Here is an 18,931-nt window from a genome sequence, read left to right as displayed (position 1 = left end):
TCGGCTGACGAGCTTCGGCCCGACATCAGAACTGGAACGGCTGTCCATGTCCGCAACCCGATTGATCGATCGCGGCGTCATCCGCGTCAGCGGCGATGACGCGCGCGATTTCCTGCAGAACCTCGTGACCAACGATCTCGACCCGGTCGTGCCCGGACAGGCCGGCTACGGCGCGCTGCTGACGCCGCAAGGCAAGATGATCTGCGATTTCTTCATCCTCGCGCTGACGCCGGAGGATGGCGGCGGCTTCCTGCTCGAGACGCCCCTGCTCCAGACCGCAGACCTGATGAAACGCCTGAAGCTCTACAAGCTGCGCGCCAAGGTCGCGCTCGAGGATCTCACCGAGAAGAGCGCCGTGCTGGCCTCGGTCGATGGCGCCCCCCTGCCCGCGGATGCCGGCTTCGTCTATGACGACCCGCGCCTGCCGGCGCTCGGCCAGCGCGCCATTGCCGATCGTGAGGGCATCGAGGCGCTCGTCACCGCCGAGCCGGAGGCCTATCACGCACGTCGCATCACGCTCGGCGTGCCCGCAGGTGGACGCGACTTCGCCTATGGCGACACCTTCCCGCATGAGGCGCTGCTCGACCAGCTCGGCGGCGTCTCCTTCAAGAAGGGCTGCTATATCGGGCAGGAGGTCGTCTCCCGCATGCAGCATCGCGGCACGGCCCGCACCCGCGTCGTGCCGATCGTCTTCGACGATGGCATCGCGACCGAGACCGGCGCCGAGGCCACGGCCGGCGGCAAGCCGCTCGGCACCGTCGGCTCGGGCGCGAATGGCCGGGCGCTCGCCCTGCTCCGCCTCGACCGGCTGGCTGACGCGCTCGCCGCCGGCATAACCCCGCTTGGCGGCGGGCTCGCCTTCCATCTCGCGGAAAAACCCGACTTCATCCGCTTCCCCTTCCCCGGCGAGGCTGGCTTTGGAGTCACCGCAGGAGCTGCCCTATGAGTGGCGCCGACATCCTGACCGAAGAGCGCGTCGCCATCCAAGGCCCGGATGGCAAGTTCCGCTGCCGCTGGCCGGGCACCGACCCGCTCTATCTCGCCTATCACGACACCGAATGGGGCGTGCCGGAATACGATTCCCGCGCGCTCTGGGAGAAGCTGATCCTCGACGGCTTCCAGGCCGGCCTCTCCTGGATCACCATCCTGAGGAAGCGCGACGCGTTCCGTGCCGGCTTCGCCGATTTCGAGCCGGAAAAGGTCGCGCGCTTCACCGAAGCCGATATCCAGCGCCTGCTCGCCGATCCCGGCATCATCCGCCATCGCGGTAAGATCGAGGGCACGGTCAAGAGCGCGCAGGCCTATCTCAGGCTCAGCGAGCGCGAGCCCTTCGCGGACTTCCTCTGGAAGCACCTCGACGGCCGCGTCCTGCAGAACAGCTATCGCACGCAGGGCGAGGTGCCGACCCAGACCAATGTTTCGGAGACGATATCGAAGGAGTTGAAGAGGGCCGGCTTCACCTTCTGCGGTCCCACCATCGTCTACGCCTTCATGGAGGCCTGCGGGTTGGTGAACGACCACCTGACCGGCTGCTTTCGCTGGAGCGAATGCGCCGCGCTGGCGCGTGACAGCCGCGCGGCATGACGACGAATATCGCCCTCGTGCCCCACCTCGTCATTGCGAGCGTAGCGAAGCAATCCAGGGAGGACTGGGTGAAACGATTCAGCCCGGTCCCCCTGGATTGCTTCGTCGCTTCTCTCCTCGCAATGACGGGAAAAGCCTGACCATGGCCCGTAGCTCCGCCCCGCCGCGCGCCTGGCAGCGCATGCTCTCGGGCCGAAGGCTCGATCTGCTCGATCCCTCGCCGCTCGACATCGAGATCGAGGACATCGCCCACGGGCTTGCCCGCGTCGCCCGCTGGAACGGGCAGACCCACGGCGCTCATTCCTTCTCGGTCGCGCAGCATTCGCTGCTGGTCGAGGCGATCGCGAGCCATCTCAACCCGGATTGGAGCGAGGGCTGGCGCCTGATGGCGCTGCTGCATGACGCGCCTGAATATGTGATCGGCGACATGATCTCGCCGTTCAAGGTGGTGATGGGCGACGCCTACAAGAGCGTGGAACTGCGCCTGCTGGCAGCGATCCATCTGCGCTTCGGCCTGCCGGCGGCGACGCCGGCCGCCCTGAAGCGCAGGATCAAGGAGGCCGATACCATCGCCGCCTTCTTCGAGGCCACGCGCCTCGCCGGCTTCGGCCGCGAGGAGGCGCTGAAATTCTTCGGCCGGCCGCAGGCGCTGCCGGCCGAGGTCCTGGCCTGGCTCGATCCGCTCGACACCGAGGCGGCGCAAGCGCGCTTCCTGGCGCGCTTCGCTGCGCTCGGCGGGGGCGGGCTTACAGGGTCAGACGCACCGCGCTGATCTCGTTGGCGATCGCCTTGAAGATCGGGTCGAGCTGCGAGGCATTCGTCACGTCGTAATACATGCTGGGATCGCTGGCGCAGCCTTTGAGCAGGTCGGCGTCACCATCGATGACGCGGATCGTGTAGATTTTGATGCCGGCCGCCTTGGCATTCGTGCAGGCGAGCCTGGTGCGTGCGTCGATATCGCTGCCTGTGGCGGTAAAGCGGTTTTCCGTGTTGTCGCCGTCCGTCAGCAGGATCATGTACTTCTTGAGGTTCGGCTCGGTCGCAGGCTTCGCCTCGGTGAAGGGCGCGGCCGGCGTCAAGGTCGCCCAGCCCCACATGGCGCCGATCGTGACGTTCGTGTTGCCAGCCGGCGTCATCGTGTCGACCCGCGCGGACAGGGCCGTCCAGTCGGAGCTCAGCGGCATGATTTCCGCGAGCGACGTCTGGCTGCACCAGAATGCCGGATATTGCTGTTCACTTGCCGAATACGACCCACCATCCGTGGTATCGTAGTTCTTGTCGCGGTCTGTGATGCAACCCTGGCTGGAAGCCGACCAAGTCGATTTCGTGACCGTTTTGTACGTACATGTAATTCCACTTGAATCGCAGCTTAGATTACCTGTATCGTATACTCTGATATTTGTATTATTTACGTAATAAGCACGATTGTTTGTGTTGTAAGTTACATTTCGTACCAGTCCATAGCGCATCCACGTCTCGTCCTTGAAGCTGCGTGAGATGCGGACCTGCGTGTTGAATGGTACGATCGAGACGCGGATCTGATCCGTCGTGATGGCGGCGTTCTTCATGATGGTGAGAAGGCTCTTCGAAGCCGTCTTCAGGTTCGTCATCTTGTTGTTTTGAGCCATAGACCCGGTGTTATCGAGCACCAGCGCGAGCTCGATCGTGTTGGTTCCCCAGGTCGACTGGCTGGTGCTGCTGACCGGCAGCACGGTCTTGCCAAGCAGGTTGGTGATCGTCGTCGGCACATTGGCCTTGGCCGCGATCTTGATCGTCCGCGCCGTGCGGTCGATCGTGATCGTCGCGCTGTCGTATTCCCCCTTCACGTCGGGAGGCAGGTTATCCTTGATCCAGGCGTTGATACGGGTCCTGAGATCCGCGTCCGACAGCTTCTGGGCATCGCGCGCCGCCATCAGCGCCGCGGAGTCGATCGCCGAATTCAGGGCCTGGCGCGCGTTGCTGGCGCGGGAATAATCGATGGCGACGCCGACGACGCCCATCAGCGGAACCAGCGCGAGCCCGAACATCATCGCCACGTTGCCGCGCTGATCCCTACGGAAGCGCCTGACCATCCCAGGCAGGAAGCCGATCTTGATCATCTGTCTCATCCAGGGTCGGATTGCCGCATTCGACCCCGGAAGCGTTGGCAGTTGGAGCTTACGAATTGCTGAAGCCGATTTACGGAAGTCGAGCCTATCTGCACATTTTGAAGCGAAAGGCCCTGCCGTTGCATCATTTTGCGTTCACCGCAGCATAGGCACAACCATGAAGAGCATTCTCGTTTCCTGGCCTACAAACGAGATTATTCCCGATATTGAACAAGTGATCGTCATTTTTTCCGGATTTTGCAAAACGGTGTTTCGAGGAATGATCGCTCCAACCTGATCGGAGAACCTTCCATGTCGGACACCCCCACTCTCGCCCTGCCGGCCGGCGTCACCGTCAAGGGCGCCCTGCAGCCCGGCTTCGAGCAGATCCTCACCACCGAGGCGCTGGCCTTCGTCGCCGACCTGCACCGCCGCTTCAACGAGACGCGCAAGCGTCTGCTCGCCCTGCGGGCCGAGCGCCAGAAGCGCTTCGACGCCGGCGAGACGCCCGACTTCCTGGCCGAGACCAAGCATATCCGTGAAGGCGACTGGAGCGTCGCGCCGATCCCGGCCGACCTCCTCGACCGCCGCGTCGAGATCACCGGCCCGGTCGACCGCAAGATGATCGTCAACGCGCTGAATTCCGGCGCCAAGGTCTTCATGGCCGATTTCGAGGATGCCTCCTCGCCGGTCTGGGCCAACATGATCGAGGGCCAGATCAATCTCCGCGACCGCTGGGCGAACAAGATCGACTTCACCGATCCGACGAACGGCAAGGATTACAAGCTGAAGGACAAGCCGGCCGTCCTGATCATCCGCCCGCGCGGCTGGCATCTGCCGGAGCGCCATATCGAGATCGACGGCGAGGAAGCCTCCGGCTCCCTGGTCGATTTCGGCTTCTACATGTTCCACAACGCCAAGGCGGCGCTCAGCCAGGGCTCCGGCCCGTATTTCTACCTGCCGAAGCTGGAGAGCCATCTCGAGGCGCGGCTCTGGAACGATGTCTTCGTCGCCGCCCAGTCGGCGCTCGGCCTGAAGAACGGCACGATCAAGGCGACCGTCCTGATCGAGACCCTGCCCGCCGCCTTCGAGATGGACGAGATCCTCTACGAGCTGCGCGAGCACATGGCCGGGCTCAACTGCGGCCGTTGGGACTACATCTTCTCCTTCATCAAGAAGCTCGCCCGCAACAAGGCCTATGTCCTGCCGGATCGTTCGCAGGTCGTGATGTCCAAGGCCTTCCTGCGCGCCTATTCGCTGCTGCTGATCAAGACCTGCCACAAGCGCGGCGCCTTCGCGATGGGCGGCATGGCGGCGCAGATCCCGGTCAAGAACAACCCCGAGGCCAATGCCGCCGCCTTCGCCAAGGTCAAGGCGGACAAGGAGCGCGAGGCCGGCGACGGCCATGACGGCACCTGGGTCGCCCACCCGGACCTCGTCCCGGTCGCGATGGAGGTGTTCGACCGGCTGATGCCGCAGGCCAACCAGCTCGGGAAGAAGCGCGACGACGTGAGCATCGGCGCCAAGGACCTGCTGGAGGTCCATCAGGGCACGCGCACCGAGGAAGGCTTCCGCGAGAACATCCGCGTCGGCGTCCAGTATATCGAGGCCTGGCTGCGCGGCCGCGGTGCGGTTCCGATCTACAACATGATGGAGGACGCCGCGACCGCCGAGATCAGCCGCGCCCAGATCTGGCAGTTCGTCCAGTACGGCGTCGCTCTCGAAGGCGGGATCAAGGCCGATGCGGCCCTGTTCAAGCGCTGCCTGCCGGAAGAGATGGAGCGCGTGAAGGGCGAACTCGGCGCGGAGAACTATGCCAAGGGCCGTTTCCCGGAGGCGATCGCGCTGTTCGAGACGCTGTCGCTGGCACCGAATTTCGAGGACTTCCTCACCGTCCCGGCCTACGCCAAGCTGAACTGAGCTCGGCTCGGATCGATGAAATCGGAAGGGCGTCGCGGCATCGCGGCGCCCTTTTCGTTTACGTGGCTCAATGCAGATGCCACCAGACGCGCGCGCCGATCAGCGCGGCGAGCAGAACGACAGAGCCGAACAGATGCAGCAGGTCTGCCTTCCAGCCACCCGCCGATGACGTGCGGACATGCCGGTAGATCGTCTCTCGACGGCGGCGATAGGCCCCGATCGTGGCCATGGAAACCTCCATTCGGTTCGCGGCGGGCGATGCCACGCCGCTGCGGGGTCAGGCACGGCGCGCTGCAACCGCCGCGCCGTTGCGCGCTGCCTTCATCGCCATGTCGGCAAGCGGATGCGGCAGGTCCTCGATGGCATCGCAAAGCAGGGGCACGCATTCCGGGCGCGGCGGCACGAGCGGCGCGCGGCAGGCCGCGCCGACCTCGGGATGCAGCATCGACAGGGCAAGCTTGATCAGGACCGGGTCGGGCTCCCGCGCGAGCAGGTCGAGCAGCGGAACCAGTCGCCGCTGCAGGATCTGCGCCTGCCCATAGAATTCGGAGCGCGCCGCGCTCTCCAGCCGCGCCAGCCAATGCGGCGCGAGGTTGCCGACGCTGGTGATCGCCCCGCATCCGCCGGCAAGCAGATAGGCCGGAATGGTATCGGCCGCGCCGGTCAATCGCATGAAACGGCGGTCGCGCAAGCGGGCGATGCGGTCGCAGCGGGCGAGATCGCCGCGCCGCTCCAGGATGCCGACGATGTTGGCGGCACCTTCCAGCTGCACCAGCGTCTCCGCCGCGATCTCGACGCCGCAGCGATCCGGATCGTTGTCGAGGATGATCTCGAGGTTCGTCGCCTCGGCCGCCGCCAGGGCATGGGCCGCGAGGCCCGCCTGCGTCGGCCGGCTGTAATAGGGCATGCGCAACAGCAGGGCCGAGGCACCGGCCTTCTCGGCGGTGGCGATCTCGGCGATCGTCCCGGCGGTCGAATAGCTGCCGACGGCCGCGATCACAGGATAATGCCGGCCGGCGATGCGGCGGGCGGCGGCGCAAAGCGCCTCCCGCTCCGTTCCGCTCAATGTCGGGCTCTCGCCCGTCGCCGTGCCGACCACGATGCCGTCGGCGCCCTGCGCGATCTGCCAGAGAATGAGGCGTTCCAGCGCGCCATAGTCGATCGCGTCCTCGTCGAAGGGCGTGACCAGCGCGGTGAACATGCCGTGAAGCCAGTGATTCATGGCGCGCCTCAAAGCAGCGAGAGTGTTTTCGCGGTCATTCGGACCGCGCGCGCCCGATGCCCGGTCTCGAAGACGGCATAACGCAATGCGGCACCGCGATCCGCGAAGATGCCGCCGCCCCGGCCATGCGTCTCGACGGCGAGCCAATGGCCTTCCGCATCGCGCCCGACCAGGAACTGGAGCGGGCCGCCGAAGGATCTGCGAGGGATACTGAACATCATCTGTTTCCCGAGCGGTCTCCAGGGACCGCCCGGACAAGCTAGGGACGCCGCCATAGGGGTTCGAGACGAGGCAAGGGGCAGGATCATCAAGATCCCATAGGGATCGCACCGCCGCATCTTTGACATCGCCCGGCGGCTCACGCTCAATCCGCACCCCTTCTCCCGGATTCGCCTGATGCGGTATCGTCTGTTCGCTCCTCTCCTTGCTGCGGCCCTGCTCGGCGCTTCCATCGTCCAGGCGGCCACGCTCGCCCCGGAGCAGCGCTTCCGGACGCTCGGCGACTTCTCAGGCAGGAAGCCGGGCAAGCCGGCGCGGGACGTCAGCGGCCTTGCCTGCATGCCGGCCGCGAACGGCACGCAGCGCTGCCTGCTGATCAATGACGAGGGCTCCTTCGCCCAGTTCGCCCGCATCGCCGAGAACCGGATCACCCCGGAGGCGCCCCTCCCGATCATCGGCACGGATGCCGCGCCCGAGACGCTCGGCCAGCCGCCGCAAGGCATCTGCAAGGCGCCCGGCCGCTTCGCCGAACTCGACGGCGAAGCCGTCGCCTATGCCGACGGCGCCTTCTATGTCTCGGGCTCGCATGGCTGCTCGCGCAAGAAGGGCGAGTTCCGCCTCTCGGCCTTCCACCTCGCCCGGATCAAGGTCGATGCGGAAGGCTCTCCGGCCGGCAAGGTCGAATTGACCTATCGCCTGAGCGACATGCTGCGCGCGGCCGGCCCTGCCGGCGCCTTCTTCGGGCGCAGCCTGATGGACGATAACGGCCTGAATGTCGAAGGCCTCGCGGTCGTCGGCGACACGCTCTGGGTCGGCTTGCGCGCACCCTCGCTCGGCAATCGCGGCTTCCTCGTCGGCGCTTCGCTCAAGGCCCTGTTCGCGCCAGGTCATGCGCCCGCGACCGAAGCGCCACGCGTCTTCGAACTGCCTGCTGGCGGCAATCGCGGCATTCGCGATCTCGCGCCCCTCCCCGACGGCCGCCTGCTCGCCCTGCTGGGGCCGGCGCAGGAACAGGCCCTGCCCTATTCCCTGCTGCTGGTCGACCCCGCCAGGCCCGATGCTGCGACACCGCTCGGCGATCTCCCCGGCCGCGGCGACAAGGCGGAATCGGTGACCGTGCTCCCGCCGGACGGCAAGGGTCTCGCGGTCCTCATCGGCTATGACGGCCCGAAGAACGGGCATTTCGAATCCTACCGCCTACCGCTCGAACCCCGCTGACCTCATGAATTTCCGCAACGATCTCTCCCGCACCGTCGAGCGCTATCGCGCCGAGGTCGCGAGCCCGCGCGAGCATCTCGCGCTGCTGCGCTGGCAGATGACTGAGGGCCACGCGCTCGAGCGGCGCGACACCTTTCCCGGCCATCTCACGACCAGCGCCTTCGTGCTCTCGCCCGACCATGCGCAAGTCCTGCTGATCGACCATGTCGTGATCGGCCGCTGGCTCCAGCCCGGCGGCCATTGGGAGGAGGCCGAGCATTTCCATCTCTCGGCGGCCCGCGAGGCGATCGAGGAAACCGGCGTGCAGGGTCTTAGCCTGCATCCCTGGCATCGCGGCGGCGACCTGCCCTTCACCATCGACAGCCATGACGTGCCGGGCAAGCCGTCGCGCGGCGAGCCGGCCCATATCCACCACGACCTGCAATATCTCTTCCTGGCCGATCCGGCCCTGCCGCTCGTCGCGCAGGTCGAGGAGGTCCATGCCGCCGCGTGGAAACCGATCACCGCCCTGGCCGAGATCGCGCCGCGCGCCCTGGAACGGCTTTCGCACCTGCCCAAGCCCTGACTGTTGCAGCGCAACAACAGCGGGGCGGATTGCCGAAAACCCCTATGGCTCTTTTATCGCGGCGGGATCAGGCGCGCGACATGGTTCGTTCGGGGATGAATTAGTTATTGCAATCCATTCGCAATAACGTATTGATCCGAGACCTCTCCGGAGCACCATATGTCTTTGAAAGCCATTGCCCTCGCCCTGATCGCCGCAGCCGCGTCGCTCCCCGTCCTCGCCGCCGACCTGCCGTCCCGCAAGGGCGCGCCCGCAGCACCGGCCCCCGCCCTTTCGACCTGCACGGAAAGCGAGGCCATCCCGACCGACGCCTTCGGCTTCACCACCGGCTCGGATGTCGCGGATGTCGGCTCCTTCGGGCCGAGCCTGACCTATGGCGGCGCCTTCGGCACCCGCGGCGGCAGCTCGAACGGCCACGGCCTGGCCCTGCAGGGCTCCTACGGCCTCTTCCCCTGCTTCGAGGTCGGTCCCTATGTGCTGGGCAACATCACCAGTGCCTCGACGGGCGGCGTCAGCGCCGATTCCCGCGCCTACGGTGCCGGCGTCGAAATGAAGTACAAGCTGCTGGGCCGCGACATGCACGGGATCGGCCTGACGCTGGTTATCGATCCCAGCGTCAACCGCACCGATCCGGACGGCGCCGGCCGCTTCACCACCTACAATACCGGCATCCGCCTCTTCGCCGACAAGGCGCTGATCCCGAACACGCTCTATGCCGGGCTCAATCTCTCGCAGGACCTGACCTGGACCGGCCCCTCGCCCTATCAGCGCTCCTCCACCTTCACCGTCGCCGGCTCGCTCGCCTGGCAGGTGTCGGACGGGCTCTATCTCAGCGGCGAGGTCCGCCACTTGCGCGCGCATAACGAGCTCGGCTTCGGCAAGGAGGCGGGTTACGCCACCTTCGCCGGCCCCGGCGTGTTCTGGCAGGCGACGAAGCAGCTCGCGTTGTCCGCCGCCTATAACGTCCAGGTCTCCGGCAAGGCCAAGGGCCAGCCTGGCGATCTCGACCTGACCAATTTCAGCCAGCATCTCGTCAAGGTGAAGCTCGGCTACAGCTTCTAACGATCTCATTTGACCTCAGCCCTCATCCTGAGGAGCCGCGTGAGCGGCGTCTCGAAGGATGCTCCAGATGGTTCCCGAGCCTCCTAAACCATCCTTCGAGACGGCCCTTCGGGCCTCCTCAGGATGAGGGCTGAGGTCATGCGGAATTCTGGTTGAGGCCTTTCGGAAGAGCGGCAGCGGCGACGCTGCCGCTCTTTTCGTTTCGGCTCCGCCTTGCGCGTTGACATACTCCCCCTCAGTACCATAGCGTCGCGGCAATCGGAGCCTCGATGCCCATGCCCCACACACCGGAAGAGAAGAAGCGTGCCGTCACGCGGCTGCGCCGGATCAAGGGGCAGGCCGATGCCCTGATCGCCGCCGTCGAACGCGGCGAGGAATGCGGCGCCCTCCTCCAACAGCTCGCTGCCTTGCGCGGCGCGGCGACGGGATTGATGGCCGAGGTACTGGAAAGCCATCTGCGCGAGACCATGGCCGGCCCGGCCGAGGCCGCGCAGGCGGAAGCTACCGACAACGACGAGATCGCCGCGATCATGCGGGTCATTCGCCCCTATCTGAAATGAACATCCGCAAGGAAGGAAACACCCGATGAAGACCCGCGCCGCCGTCGCCTGGGAAGCCGGCAAGCCCCTCACCATCGAGACCATCGAGATCGGCGGCCCCAAGGCCGGCGAGGTCCTGGTCGAGGTCATGGCGACCGGCATCTGCCACACCGACGCCTACACGCTCTCGGGCCTGGATTCGGAGGGCAAGTTCCCGGCGATCCTCGGGCATGAGGGCGCCGGCATCGTGCGCGAGGTCGGCGCCGGCGTGACCTCGCTGAAGCCCGGCGACCATGTCATCCCGCTCTACACGCCGGAATGCCGCAGCTGTAAGTCCTGCCTGTCGCGCCGGACCAATCTCTGCACCTCGATCCGCGCCACGCAGGGCCAGGGCGTCATGCCGGACGGCACCTCGCGCTTCTCCTGCGACGGCGGCGAGGTGTTCCACTACATGGGCTGCTCGACCTTCGCGAACTTCACCGTGCTGCCCGAGATCGCGCTCGCCAAGGTCCGCGAGGACGCCCCCTTCGACAAGATCTGCTATATCGGCTGCGGCGTCACGACCGGCATCGGCGCGGTGATCTACACCGCCAAGGTCTGGCCGGGCGCGAATGTCGTGGTCTTCGGTCTCGGCGGCATCGGCCTCAACGTCATCCAGGGCGCCCGCATGGTCGGTGCCGACAAGATCATCGGCGTCGACATCAACCCGGCCAAGCAGGAGATGGCGCGCAAGTTCGGCATGACCGATTTCATCAACCCGGCCGAGATCGGCAACGACAAGGTCGTGCAGGCGATCGTCGACCTCACCGGCGGCGGCGCCGATTTCTCCTTCGACGCCACCGGCAACACCAATGTCATGCGCCAGGCGCTGGAATGCTGCCATCGCGGCTGGGGCGAGTCGATCGTCATCGGCGTGGCCGAGGCCGGCAAGGAGATCGCGACCCGTCCGTTCCAGCTCGTCACCGGCCGCGTCTGGAAGGGCACCGCCTTCGGTGGCGCGCGCGGGCGCACGGATGTGCCGAAGATCGTCGACTGGTACATGGAGGGCAAGATCAACATCGACGACCTGATCACCCACAAGCTCTCGCTCGACGAGATCAATACCGGCTTCGACCTGATGCATGAGGGCAAGTCGATCCGCTCGGTGGTGGTCTACTGAGGCGCCGCTTTCCCGCCTCATCTACCGGGCAAGGGAAACACCTCCGTCATTCCGGGGCTTCGCGCAGCGAAGAGCCCGGAACCCAGAACCGATGCGTTCACCACGTGAGATGAGCCGACACGGACCTATCGGTCCCGTCGTCGGTTCTGGATTCCGGGCTCGCCCTGCGGGCGCCCCGGAATGACGGCGGCGACTCCCTTGCCGAACCGCGATCAGAAAGGAACCGCCCATGGAACTCCTCTCCTCCTCCAAAGCCTTCGGCGGCTCGCAGCGCGTCTACCGGCATGACAGCGCGGCTTGCGCCTGTCCGATGACCTTCGCGATCTACCTGCCGCATCAGATCGAGGACGGGCCGGTTCCGCTGCTCTGGTATCTCTCGGGCCTGACCTGCACGCACCAGAACGTCATGGACAAGGGCGAGTACCGCGCCGCCGCCGCCGCCAACGGCATCGCCATCATCTGCCCGGATACGAGCCCTCGCGGCGAGGGCGTGCCGGACGAGCCGGATAACTGGCAGTTCGGCTCCGGCGCCGGTTTCTATCTCGACGCGACCGAGGCACCCTACGCCAGGAACTACCGTATGGAGACCTATATCCGCGACGAATTGCCGGAGCTGATCAGCAGGCATTTCCCGGTCGACATGAACCGGCAGGGCATCTTCGGCCATTCCATGGGTGGCCATGGCGCGATCACGCTCGCGCTCAAGAACCCCGACCGCTACCGCTCCGTCTCCGCTTTCGCGCCGATCGCACAGCCGTCGACCGCCGGCTGGTCGCGCCCGGCCTTCGAGAAATATCTCGGACCGGATGAAACGCGCTGGCGCGCCTATGACTCGACGTTGCTGATCGCCGACGGCCACCGTGTCCGCGACCTCCTGGTCGACCAGGGCACGGCCGATGGCTTCCTGGAGGAAGGCCTGCGTCCGCAGCTTCTCGATATCGCCTGCGCCGCCGCCGGCATCCCACTCCAACTCACGATGCGCGACGGCTACGACCACTCCTACAACTTCATCTCGACCTTCATGGCCCAGCACGTCGCCTGGCATGCGGAGCGGCTGACGGCGTAACCGCGCTCTGCGGGAGCGGCAGCCGCGGGCCAGTCGCCGGCCTGAGGAGAGTTCCCCTCGCCTCAGCCTGGCTGATGCCCATGCATCGAAGAGACCGAGTCCAGTCGTCGTTCAGTCCCCGGTAAGGTTAGCGCTTAAGGTTAAGTGTCATTTAAGAAATCGCTGCCATGGTCCTTCCCGTTGGTAACACGCGCGGGCTGCGTTCTTTGCGCCGCGCAAACGCGAAGGACACTGCCATGGGCAGCCTGAAAACACTCGCGCTGGCGGGCGGCCTGGCCCTCGGCGTCTCCGCCGCGGCACAGGCCGCCGATCTTGCCTACGCACCGCCTCCCCCGCCGCCGGAGCCGCTCGGCCTCAAGGGCACGATCTCGAGCGGCATCTATCTGCGCGGCGATATCGGCGTCGGCGTCCAGAGCGTCGGCAAATACCATCAGGACGACGTCGCCCAGTTCGGCGGAGCCTTCTTCGGCAAGAGCGACAACGCCGCCTTCTTCGGCGGGCTCGGCGTCGGCTACCGTTTCAACAACTGGCTGCGCTTCGACGTCACCGGCGAATATCGCGGCGCCGGCCAGATCGGCGTGAACGACATCGTCTTCAACCCGTTCAACAACGGCTTCCAGACCAACACCTACAAGGGCAACCTGACCTCGCTGGTCACGCTGTTCAACGGCTATTTCGACCTCGGCACCTGGAACTGCCTGACCCCCTATATCGGCGCCGGCATCGGCTTCGCGCAGAACCGCATCAGCGGGCTGACCGATCAGGGCGCCCTGACCGGCAATTTCAACGGCTCGACGCTCGGCTATGCCAATAGCGGCAGCAAGACCGACCTCGCCTGGGCCCTGATGGCCGGCGTCGGCTACGAGGTGAACAAGAACCTGACCCTCGAAGTCGGCTACCGCTACCTGAACCTGGGCGACGCCCAGTCCGGCCGCCTGATCAACGCCTTCACCGGCCAGATTCAGGCCCCGCTCAAGGCCAAGGACATCGAGAGCCACGATTTCCGCATCGGCATGCGCTGGAATTTCGGCGACCCGAACTGCTGCGGCACGCCGGAGCCGGTCGCCTACGCGCCGCCGCCGGTGGTGCGCAAGTACTGATCCCCGGCGGATCGAGACACGAAACGGCGCGGAGCAATCCGCGCCGTTTTGCTTTTGTCAGCGCAGCAGCGACTGCCCGGTCATCTCCGCTGGCTGCGCGAGCCCCATCAGCGCGAGCAGCGTCGGCGAGATATCGGCGAGGCGCCCGTCAGCGAGGCCCTTGCCCTGCCCGCCGACCAGCATCAGCGGCACCGGATTGGTGGTGTGCGCAGTATGCGGCTTGCCGGTTACGGGATCGACCATCAGCTCGGCATTGCCGTGGTCGGCCGTGACGAGCAGCGCCCCGCCCTGCCGCCCGATCGCATCGGCAATGGCGCCGAGCCCCGCATCGACCGTCTCGACCGCCTTGATCGCGGCAGCGAGCACGCCGGTATGGCCGACCATGTCCGGATTGGCGAAGTTGAGCACGACGAGATCGTAGCGGCCGGAATCGATCGCCTCGACCGCCTTCCGGGTCAATTCCGGCGCCGACATCTCCGGCTGCAGGTCATAGGTCGCGACCTTGGGCGACGGCACCATCACCCGGTCCTCGCCGGCATAGGGCGTCTCCTCGCCACCATTGAAGAAATAGGTGACGTGCGGATATTTCTCCGTCTCCGCCATCCGCACCTGCGTGCGCCCGGCCTTGGCGACGGTCTCGCCCAGGCCATTGGCCAGCGTCTGCGGCGCGAACAGCGTCGGCATCACCTTGTCGAGCTCGGCGCTGTAGGAGGTCATGCTGACCGCCTTGACGAGCGCCGGCCGGCGCGGCCGGGCGAAGCCGGCGAAATCCGGCTCCAGCACGGCGGCAAGGATTTCGCGGATACGATCCGAGCGGAAATTGAAGCTGAGCAACCCGTCGCCATCCTTCATCCCGGCATAGCCGCCGATGGCGGCCGGCAAGATGAACTCGTCAGTGACATTCTGCGCATAGGCCGCGGCGATCGCAGCCTGTGCATCGGCAAAGCGCTCGCCCTCCCCGAGCACCATCGCGCGCCAGGCCTTCTCGACCCGCTCCCAGCGATTGTCGCGGTCCATCGCGTAATAGCGGCCTGAAACGCTGGCTATGGTTGCGCCCTCCGGCAGCGCGGCGGCGAAAGCCTTGACGTACTCGGCAGCCGATTGCGGCGGCGTATCGCGCCCGTCGGTGAAGACATGGACATGCACGGTCACGTCCTGCGCGGTCAGGATGCGGGCGAGCGCGACCGCATGGTCCTGATGGGCATGGACGCCGCCAGGCGAGACCAGGCCGAGGAGATGGCAGGCCCCGCCGCTCGCCTTCAGCCCGGCGACGAGGCCGGTCGCTTCCAGGGCGTTGGCGATCGAGCCGTCGGCGATCGCCTGGTTGATGCGGGGCAGGTCCTGCATCACCACGCGGCCGGCGCCGAGATTGAGATGGCCAACCTCGGAATTGCCCATCTGCCCCGGGGGCAAACCGACATCGAGCCCGGAGGTGTGCAGGAAGGCATGCGGGTTCGCGGCCCAGAGCCGGTCGAAATTCGGGGTGTTCGCCAATTTGACGGCGTTGTTCTCAGCTTCCTCGCGCCAGCCCCAGCCATCGAGGATCATCAGCATCACGGGGCGAGGCGGCATCGGCTTGACCTGTCGGCATCTGGGAAAGGTGCTTGTGCGGATACCACGCGCCACGCCGCCGATGCGAGTGTTATGAGTCGATTCTGGAATTCGAGCCCTCATCCTGAGGAGCGCCGTCAGGCGCGTCTCGAAGGATGCTCCAGGAGGTTCCGGAACCATCTGGAACATCCTTCGAGACGCCGCTGACGCGGCTCCTCTGGATGAGGGCTGAGTTTCCGGCAAAGAGGCAGCAACGGAGGAGACGTATGTCGATCAAGGCGCTGGTTTTCGATGCCTACGGCACGCTCTTCGACGTCCAGTCGGTCGCCGCCGTCACCGACGCCGCCTTTCCCGGTCATGGTGCTACGATCACGCAGATCTGGCGGTTGAAGCAGCTCGAATACACCTGGCTGCGCGCCCTGATGGACCGTTACGAGGATTTCTGGACGGTCACCCGCGACTCGTTGGAGTTCACGCTGACGACGCTTGGCCTCGCCTCCTCGCCGGAACTCGTCGCCAGGATCGCCGCAGCCTATGACGCGCTGCTGCTCTATCCGGAGGCCCGCGCCGCGCTCGAAGGCCTTGCCTCCCACCGCCTCGCCATCTTCTCCAACGGCAGCCCGGACATGCTGAAGCGGCTCGTCGCCCATGCCGGCATCACCGATCTCCTTGAAACCGTGATCAGCGTCGACGAGATCGGTATCTACAAGCCCGATCCGCGCGGCTACACCCATGTCGAGAAGCGGCTCGGTCTCGCCCGCGACGAAATCCTCTTCGTCTCCTCGAACGGCTTCGACGTCGCCGGCGCCAAGGCGCATGGCTTCCATGTCGCCCGCATCGAGCGCGTGCCGGCCGGCAGGCTGCGGAACGAGCTCGCCGTCGCCACAACCATCGACCCCGCTTTGATGTTCAAGGCGCTCAGGATGCAGCCGGAGCAGCTCGGCTTCCAGGCCGATGCGACCATTGCCGCGTTGACCGATCTCGTCTCCTATGTCGCCGGACTGAGGCAGGCCTGACGCGCCTCACGAGGAGCCCCCCCGATGATCAAGCTCTACTACCACCCCTCGCCCAATCCGGCGAAGATCGCGCTCTTCCTCGAAGAAGCCGGCCTGCCCTACGAGATGGTGCCGGTCGACACCCGCAAGGGCGAGCAGTTCAAGCCGGAATTCCTCGCCATCAACCCCAATGCCAAGACGCCGGCATTGACCGATGGCGACGTCACCGTCTTCGATTCCAATGCGATCCTGCTCTATCTCGCCGAGAAGACCGGCCAGTTCCTGCCCGAGGACACGCCGAAGGCGCGCGGCGAGATGCTGTCCTGGCTGATGTTCGTGGCGACCGGCATCGGCCCCTATTGCGGCCAGGCCGTGCATTTCAGCCGCTTCGCGCCCGAGAAGCTGCCCTATGCCATCAACCGCTATGCCCGCGAGGCCGAGCGGCATTGGGGCATCGTCAACGACCTGCTCGCGAACCGCCGCTACATGCTCGGCGATCGCTACACCCTCGTCGACATGTCGATCTGGGGCTGGGCGACGCGGCTCTCCTTCGCCGTCGGCGAGGCCTGGCCGGAGATGTTCCCGCATGTGAAGCGCCACCTCGACGAGATCTCGGCCCGCCCCGCGGCGCAGCGCGCCGTCGCGCTGAAGGACCAATTCGCCTTCAAGACGGATTTCGACGCGGAAGCCCGCAAGTTCCTGTTCCCGCAGAACGCCCATCTCGCGAGCTGATCACGGCCAGCGCCGCCTGTGCATCATGGCCGCCCCGCCGGCAAAAGCGCTGGCGGCGGCGGAGTTTTCGGGCCAGTGTCCGCGCGGTTCCGCGCTCGGGAGACGCGGGAAGGAATAGCCTCCGAGAGGACGAATGCCGACCGATATCGAGATCGCGCGCGCCGCAACGCTTCAGCCTGTTGCCACCATTGCCGAGCAAGCCGGCATCCCCACGGAAGCGCTCCATCCCTACGGCAAGTTCATCGCCAAGATCGACACCGGCGCGGTTCCCGGCTTCGATGACAAGCCGGACGGCAAGCTGATCCTCGTCACCGCGATCAGCCCGACGCCGGCTGGCGAAGGCAAGACCACCACCACGGTCGGCCTCGGCGATGGGCTGAGGCGCATCGGCAAGAAGACGATGATCGCGCTGCGCGAGCCCTCGCTCGGCCCCAGCTTCGGCATGAAGGGCGGCGCGGCCGGCGGCGGCTATGCCCAGGTCGTGCCGATGGAGCAGATCAACCTGCATTTCACCGGTGATTTCCACGCCATCACCAGCGCGCACAACCTGCTCGCCGCGATGGTCGACAACCATGTCTATTGGGGCAACGGGCTCGGCTTCGACACCCGCTGGATCACCTGGCGCCGCGTGCTCGACATGAACGACCGCGCCTTGCGCTCGATCGTCTCCTCGCTCGGCGGCAACGGCAACGGCTTCCCGCGCGAGGACGGCTTCGACATCACCGTCGCCTCCGAGGTGATGGCGATCTTCTGTCTTGCCCGTGATTCCGCCGATCTGGAGGAACGGCTCGGCCGCATCGTCGTCGGCCGCACCCGCGACAAGCGCCTGATCACCGCGGCCGACCTCAAGGCGACCGGCGCGATGAGCGTGTTGCTCAAGGACGCGCTGATGCCGAACCTCGTGCAGACGCTGGAGGGCACGCCGGCCTTCGTCCATGGCGGCCCCTTCGCCAATATCGCCCATGGCTGCAATTCGGTGATCGCGACGCGCGCTGCGCTGAAGCTCGCCGATTACGTCGTCACAGAGGCCGGTTTCGGGGCCGATCTCGGCGCGGAAAAATTCTTCGACATCAAGTGCCGCGAGGCCGGGCTGAAGCCGTCCGTCGCCGTCGTCGTCGCCACCGTCCGCGCCCTCAAGATGCATGGCGGCGTGGCGAAGGACGCGCTCGGACAGGAGAACCTCAAGGCGCTCGAAGCCGGGCTTTCCAACCTCACCCGCCATGTCGGCAATATCCGCAAATTCGGCGTGCCGCCGATCGTCGCGATCAACCACTTCGCCACCGATACTGCGGCCGAGCACGATCTGATCCGCCACTATTGCCGCAACCATCTCGGCGTCGAAGCCGTGATCTGCCGGCATTGGGCTGAGGGCGGCGCCGGCACGGAAGAGCTCGCCCATAAGGTCGCAGCGCTCGCCGACGAGGGTGAGGCCGATTTCGCCCCGCTCTATCCCGATGCCATGCCGCTGCGCGAGAAACTGGAGACTGTGGCGCGCGAAATCTACGGCGCAGCCAGCGTCAGCGTCGATGCCAAACTGACGGCGCGCTTCGCCGATCTCGAAGCCGCCGGCTTCGGCGACCTGCCGATCTGCGTCGCCAAGACCCAGTATTCCTTCTCGGCCGACCCGACGCTCCGCGGCGCTCCCTCCGGCCACATCGTCCCCTTGCGGGAACTCAGGCTCTCGGCCGGCGCCGGCTTCGTCGTCGCGATCTGCGGGGACATCATGACCATGCCCGGCCTGCCGCGCGAGCCCGCCGCCGAACGCATCCATATCGACGCGCAGGGGCAGATCGAGGGCTTGTTCTGAAGCGCGTCATCCCGCACGCGCTGCGGCATGCAATGCCGCTGCGCAGATGCGGGACCGTCTCCCGGAAAAGGCGCCTTTCCTTCGCACGGTCCCGTGTCTGCGCAG

The 18,931-nt window shown here is 66.1% G+C and carries 20 protein-coding genes; 15 read left to right on the top strand and 5 right to left on the bottom strand.

Annotation, left to right across the window (positions count from 1 at the left end; genetic code table 11):
- Positions 1 to 46 precede the first annotated feature (46 nt).
- From Q0Q02_RS00715 to Q0Q02_RS00705, 3 genes are all read left to right on the top strand, one after another.
- A complete protein-coding gene (locus Q0Q02_RS00715) occupies positions 47 to 946 on the top strand; it encodes a folate-binding protein (protein WP_293806128.1) in 900 nt (299 codons plus the stop codon).
- Positions 943 to 1,584: a DNA-3-methyladenine glycosylase I gene (locus Q0Q02_RS00710; protein WP_293806127.1), complete on the top strand. Its 642-nt coding sequence runs from the start codon at positions 943 to 945 to the stop codon at positions 1,582 to 1,584. Before Q0Q02_RS00715 ends, Q0Q02_RS00710 begins: the two co-directional genes overlap by 4 nt.
- Positions 1,585 to 1,726: 142 nt before the next feature.
- Positions 1,727 to 2,356 carry an HD family hydrolase gene (locus tag Q0Q02_RS00705; protein WP_293806126.1) on the top strand — a complete coding sequence of 210 codons (630 nt, stop codon included), beginning with the start codon at positions 1,727 to 1,729 and terminating at the stop codon, positions 2,354 to 2,356.
- On the opposite strand, the gene Q0Q02_RS00700 is transcribed toward Q0Q02_RS00705, so the two are convergent.
- Positions 2,331 to 3,683, bottom strand: coding sequence for a pilus assembly protein (locus tag Q0Q02_RS00700; protein WP_293806125.1), 1,353 nt, complete (start codon positions 3,681 to 3,683; stop codon positions 2,331 to 2,333). The genes Q0Q02_RS00705 and Q0Q02_RS00700 overlap by 26 nt on opposite strands.
- Between Q0Q02_RS00700 and Q0Q02_RS00695 the strand changes: the two genes are divergently transcribed.
- Complete coding sequence (locus Q0Q02_RS00695) at positions 3,676 to 3,969, top strand: hypothetical protein (RefSeq protein WP_293806124.1); 294 nt, start codon at positions 3,676 to 3,678, stop codon at positions 3,967 to 3,969. The two genes, Q0Q02_RS00700 and Q0Q02_RS00695, sit on opposite strands and share 8 nt — an antisense overlap.
- A 14-nt stretch (positions 3,970 to 3,983) precedes the next feature.
- Positions 3,984 to 5,591, top strand: a complete 1,608-nt coding sequence (aceB, locus tag Q0Q02_RS00690) for a malate synthase A (protein ID WP_293806123.1) — start codon at positions 3,984 to 3,986, stop codon at positions 5,589 to 5,591.
- Positions 5,592 to 5,658: 67 nt separating this feature from the next.
- Here the strand turns inward: aceB and Q0Q02_RS00685 are convergent, their stop codons facing one another.
- Genes Q0Q02_RS00685 through Q0Q02_RS00675 form a run of 3 tightly spaced genes read right to left on the bottom strand, consistent with a single transcriptional unit; the run spans position 5,659 to position 7,031 of the window.
- Entirely contained in the window at positions 5,659 to 5,820 is a 162-nt protein-coding gene (locus tag Q0Q02_RS00685) for a hypothetical protein (RefSeq protein ID WP_293806122.1), read from the bottom strand.
- Between the two features lie 48 nt (positions 5,821 to 5,868).
- Entirely contained in the window at positions 5,869 to 6,813 is a 945-nt protein-coding gene (locus Q0Q02_RS00680; RefSeq protein ID WP_293806121.1) for a dihydrodipicolinate synthase family protein, read from the bottom strand.
- A gap of 8 nt (positions 6,814 to 6,821) precedes the next feature.
- Entirely contained in the window at positions 6,822 to 7,031 is a 210-nt protein-coding gene (locus tag Q0Q02_RS00675) for a hypothetical protein (RefSeq protein WP_293806120.1), read from the bottom strand.
- Positions 7,032 to 7,209: 178 nt separating this feature from the next.
- Between Q0Q02_RS00675 and Q0Q02_RS00670 the strand changes: the two genes are divergently transcribed.
- The 7 genes from Q0Q02_RS00670 (at position 7,210) to Q0Q02_RS00640 (ending at position 13,741) form a co-directional block, all read left to right on the top strand.
- Complete coding sequence (locus Q0Q02_RS00670; protein ID WP_293806119.1) at positions 7,210 to 8,250, top strand: DUF3616 domain-containing protein; 1,041 nt, start codon at positions 7,210 to 7,212, stop codon at positions 8,248 to 8,250.
- Between the two features lie 4 nt (positions 8,251 to 8,254).
- Complete coding sequence (locus Q0Q02_RS00665; RefSeq protein ID WP_293806118.1) at positions 8,255 to 8,815, top strand: NUDIX domain-containing protein; 561 nt, start codon at positions 8,255 to 8,257, stop codon at positions 8,813 to 8,815.
- A 159-nt stretch (positions 8,816 to 8,974) separates the two neighbouring features.
- Positions 8,975 to 9,877: a hypothetical protein gene (locus Q0Q02_RS00660; protein WP_293806117.1), complete on the top strand. Its 903-nt coding sequence runs from the start codon at positions 8,975 to 8,977 to the stop codon at positions 9,875 to 9,877.
- 275 nt (positions 9,878 to 10,152) lie between these two features.
- A complete protein-coding gene (locus tag Q0Q02_RS00655) occupies positions 10,153 to 10,437 on the top strand; it encodes a metal/formaldehyde-sensitive transcriptional repressor (protein WP_293806265.1) in 285 nt (94 codons plus the stop codon).
- A 25-nt stretch (positions 10,438 to 10,462) separates the two neighbouring features.
- On the top strand, positions 10,463 to 11,575 hold the full coding sequence (locus Q0Q02_RS00650) for an S-(hydroxymethyl)glutathione dehydrogenase/class III alcohol dehydrogenase (RefSeq protein WP_113587905.1): 1,113 nt from the start codon (positions 10,463 to 10,465) through the stop codon (positions 11,573 to 11,575).
- A gap of 229 nt (positions 11,576 to 11,804) precedes the next feature.
- The gene (fghA, locus tag Q0Q02_RS00645) at positions 11,805 to 12,641 is read left to right on the top strand and encodes an S-formylglutathione hydrolase (protein WP_293806116.1); all 837 of its coding nucleotides are present in this window, start codon (positions 11,805 to 11,807) and stop codon (positions 12,639 to 12,641) included.
- 236 nt (positions 12,642 to 12,877) lie between these two features.
- Positions 12,878 to 13,741, top strand: coding sequence for an outer membrane beta-barrel protein (locus Q0Q02_RS00640; protein ID WP_293806115.1), 864 nt, complete (start codon positions 12,878 to 12,880; stop codon positions 13,739 to 13,741).
- A 57-nt stretch (positions 13,742 to 13,798) separates the two neighbouring features.
- Here Q0Q02_RS00640 and gpmI read toward each other — a convergent pair whose 3' ends face one another.
- The gene (gpmI, locus tag Q0Q02_RS00635) at positions 13,799 to 15,313 is read right to left on the bottom strand and encodes a 2,3-bisphosphoglycerate-independent phosphoglycerate mutase (protein WP_293806114.1); all 1,515 of its coding nucleotides are present in this window, start codon (positions 15,311 to 15,313) and stop codon (positions 13,799 to 13,801) included.
- Positions 15,314 to 15,558: 245 nt separating this feature from the next.
- On the opposite strand from gpmI, the gene Q0Q02_RS00630 reads away from it, so the two are divergent.
- The 3 genes from Q0Q02_RS00630 to Q0Q02_RS00620 all read left to right on the top strand — a co-directional run bounded on the left by Q0Q02_RS00630 (position 15,559) and on the right by Q0Q02_RS00620 (position 18,826).
- Positions 15,559 to 16,308 carry a haloacid dehalogenase type II gene (locus Q0Q02_RS00630; RefSeq protein WP_293806113.1) on the top strand — a complete coding sequence of 250 codons (750 nt, stop codon included), beginning with the start codon at positions 15,559 to 15,561 and terminating at the stop codon, positions 16,306 to 16,308.
- Positions 16,309 to 16,332: 24 nt separating this feature from the next.
- The gene (locus tag Q0Q02_RS00625) at positions 16,333 to 17,019 is read left to right on the top strand and encodes a glutathione S-transferase N-terminal domain-containing protein (protein ID WP_293806112.1); all 687 of its coding nucleotides are present in this window, start codon (positions 16,333 to 16,335) and stop codon (positions 17,017 to 17,019) included.
- Between the two features lie 133 nt (positions 17,020 to 17,152).
- Positions 17,153 to 18,826, top strand: a complete 1,674-nt coding sequence (locus Q0Q02_RS00620) for a formate--tetrahydrofolate ligase (protein ID WP_293806111.1) — start codon at positions 17,153 to 17,155, stop codon at positions 18,824 to 18,826.
- Positions 18,827 to 18,931: the final 105 nt, after the last annotated feature.

The organism is uncultured Allobosea sp. (assembly GCF_945956895.1).
Classification (GTDB): Bacteria; Pseudomonadota; Alphaproteobacteria; order Rhizobiales; family Beijerinckiaceae; genus Allobosea.
This window is presented reverse-complemented; position numbering and strand designations above follow the sequence as displayed.

Coding starts and splice junctions, on each gene's coding strand:
- Q0Q02_RS00650 (WP_113587905.1), top strand. CDS start 10,463: ATGAAGACCCGCGCCGCCGTCGCCTGGGAAGCCGGCAAGCCCCTCACC.
- aceB (WP_293806123.1), top strand. CDS start 3,984: ATGTCGGACACCCCCACTCTCGCCCTGCCGGCCGGCGTCACCGTCAAG.
- Q0Q02_RS00685 (WP_293806122.1), bottom strand. CDS start 5,820: ATGGCCACGATCGGGGCCTATCGCCGCCGTCGAGAGACGATCTACCGG.
- Q0Q02_RS00620 (WP_293806111.1), top strand. CDS start 17,153: ATGCCGACCGATATCGAGATCGCGCGCGCCGCAACGCTTCAGCCTGTT.
- Q0Q02_RS00680 (WP_293806121.1), bottom strand. CDS start 6,813: ATGAATCACTGGCTTCACGGCATGTTCACCGCGCTGGTCACGCCCTTC.
- Q0Q02_RS00630 (WP_293806113.1), top strand. CDS start 15,559: ATGTCGATCAAGGCGCTGGTTTTCGATGCCTACGGCACGCTCTTCGAC.
- gpmI (WP_293806114.1), bottom strand. CDS start 15,313: ATGCCGCCTCGCCCCGTGATGCTGATGATCCTCGATGGCTGGGGCTGG.
- Q0Q02_RS00710 (WP_293806127.1), top strand. CDS start 943: ATGAGTGGCGCCGACATCCTGACCGAAGAGCGCGTCGCCATCCAAGGC.
- Q0Q02_RS00715 (WP_293806128.1), top strand. CDS start 47: ATGTCCGCAACCCGATTGATCGATCGCGGCGTCATCCGCGTCAGCGGC.
- Q0Q02_RS00665 (WP_293806118.1), top strand. CDS start 8,255: ATGAATTTCCGCAACGATCTCTCCCGCACCGTCGAGCGCTATCGCGCC.
- Q0Q02_RS00705 (WP_293806126.1), top strand. CDS start 1,727: ATGGCCCGTAGCTCCGCCCCGCCGCGCGCCTGGCAGCGCATGCTCTCG.
- Q0Q02_RS00655 (WP_293806265.1), top strand. CDS start 10,153: ATGCCCCACACACCGGAAGAGAAGAAGCGTGCCGTCACGCGGCTGCGC.
- Q0Q02_RS00675 (WP_293806120.1), bottom strand. CDS start 7,031: ATGTTCAGTATCCCTCGCAGATCCTTCGGCGGCCCGCTCCAGTTCCTG.
- Q0Q02_RS00660 (WP_293806117.1), top strand. CDS start 8,975: ATGTCTTTGAAAGCCATTGCCCTCGCCCTGATCGCCGCAGCCGCGTCG.
- Q0Q02_RS00670 (WP_293806119.1), top strand. CDS start 7,210: ATGCGGTATCGTCTGTTCGCTCCTCTCCTTGCTGCGGCCCTGCTCGGC.
- Q0Q02_RS00640 (WP_293806115.1), top strand. CDS start 12,878: ATGGGCAGCCTGAAAACACTCGCGCTGGCGGGCGGCCTGGCCCTCGGC.
- Q0Q02_RS00700 (WP_293806125.1), bottom strand. CDS start 3,683: ATGATCAAGATCGGCTTCCTGCCTGGGATGGTCAGGCGCTTCCGTAGG.
- fghA (WP_293806116.1), top strand. CDS start 11,805: ATGGAACTCCTCTCCTCCTCCAAAGCCTTCGGCGGCTCGCAGCGCGTC.
- Q0Q02_RS00625 (WP_293806112.1), top strand. CDS start 16,333: ATGATCAAGCTCTACTACCACCCCTCGCCCAATCCGGCGAAGATCGCG.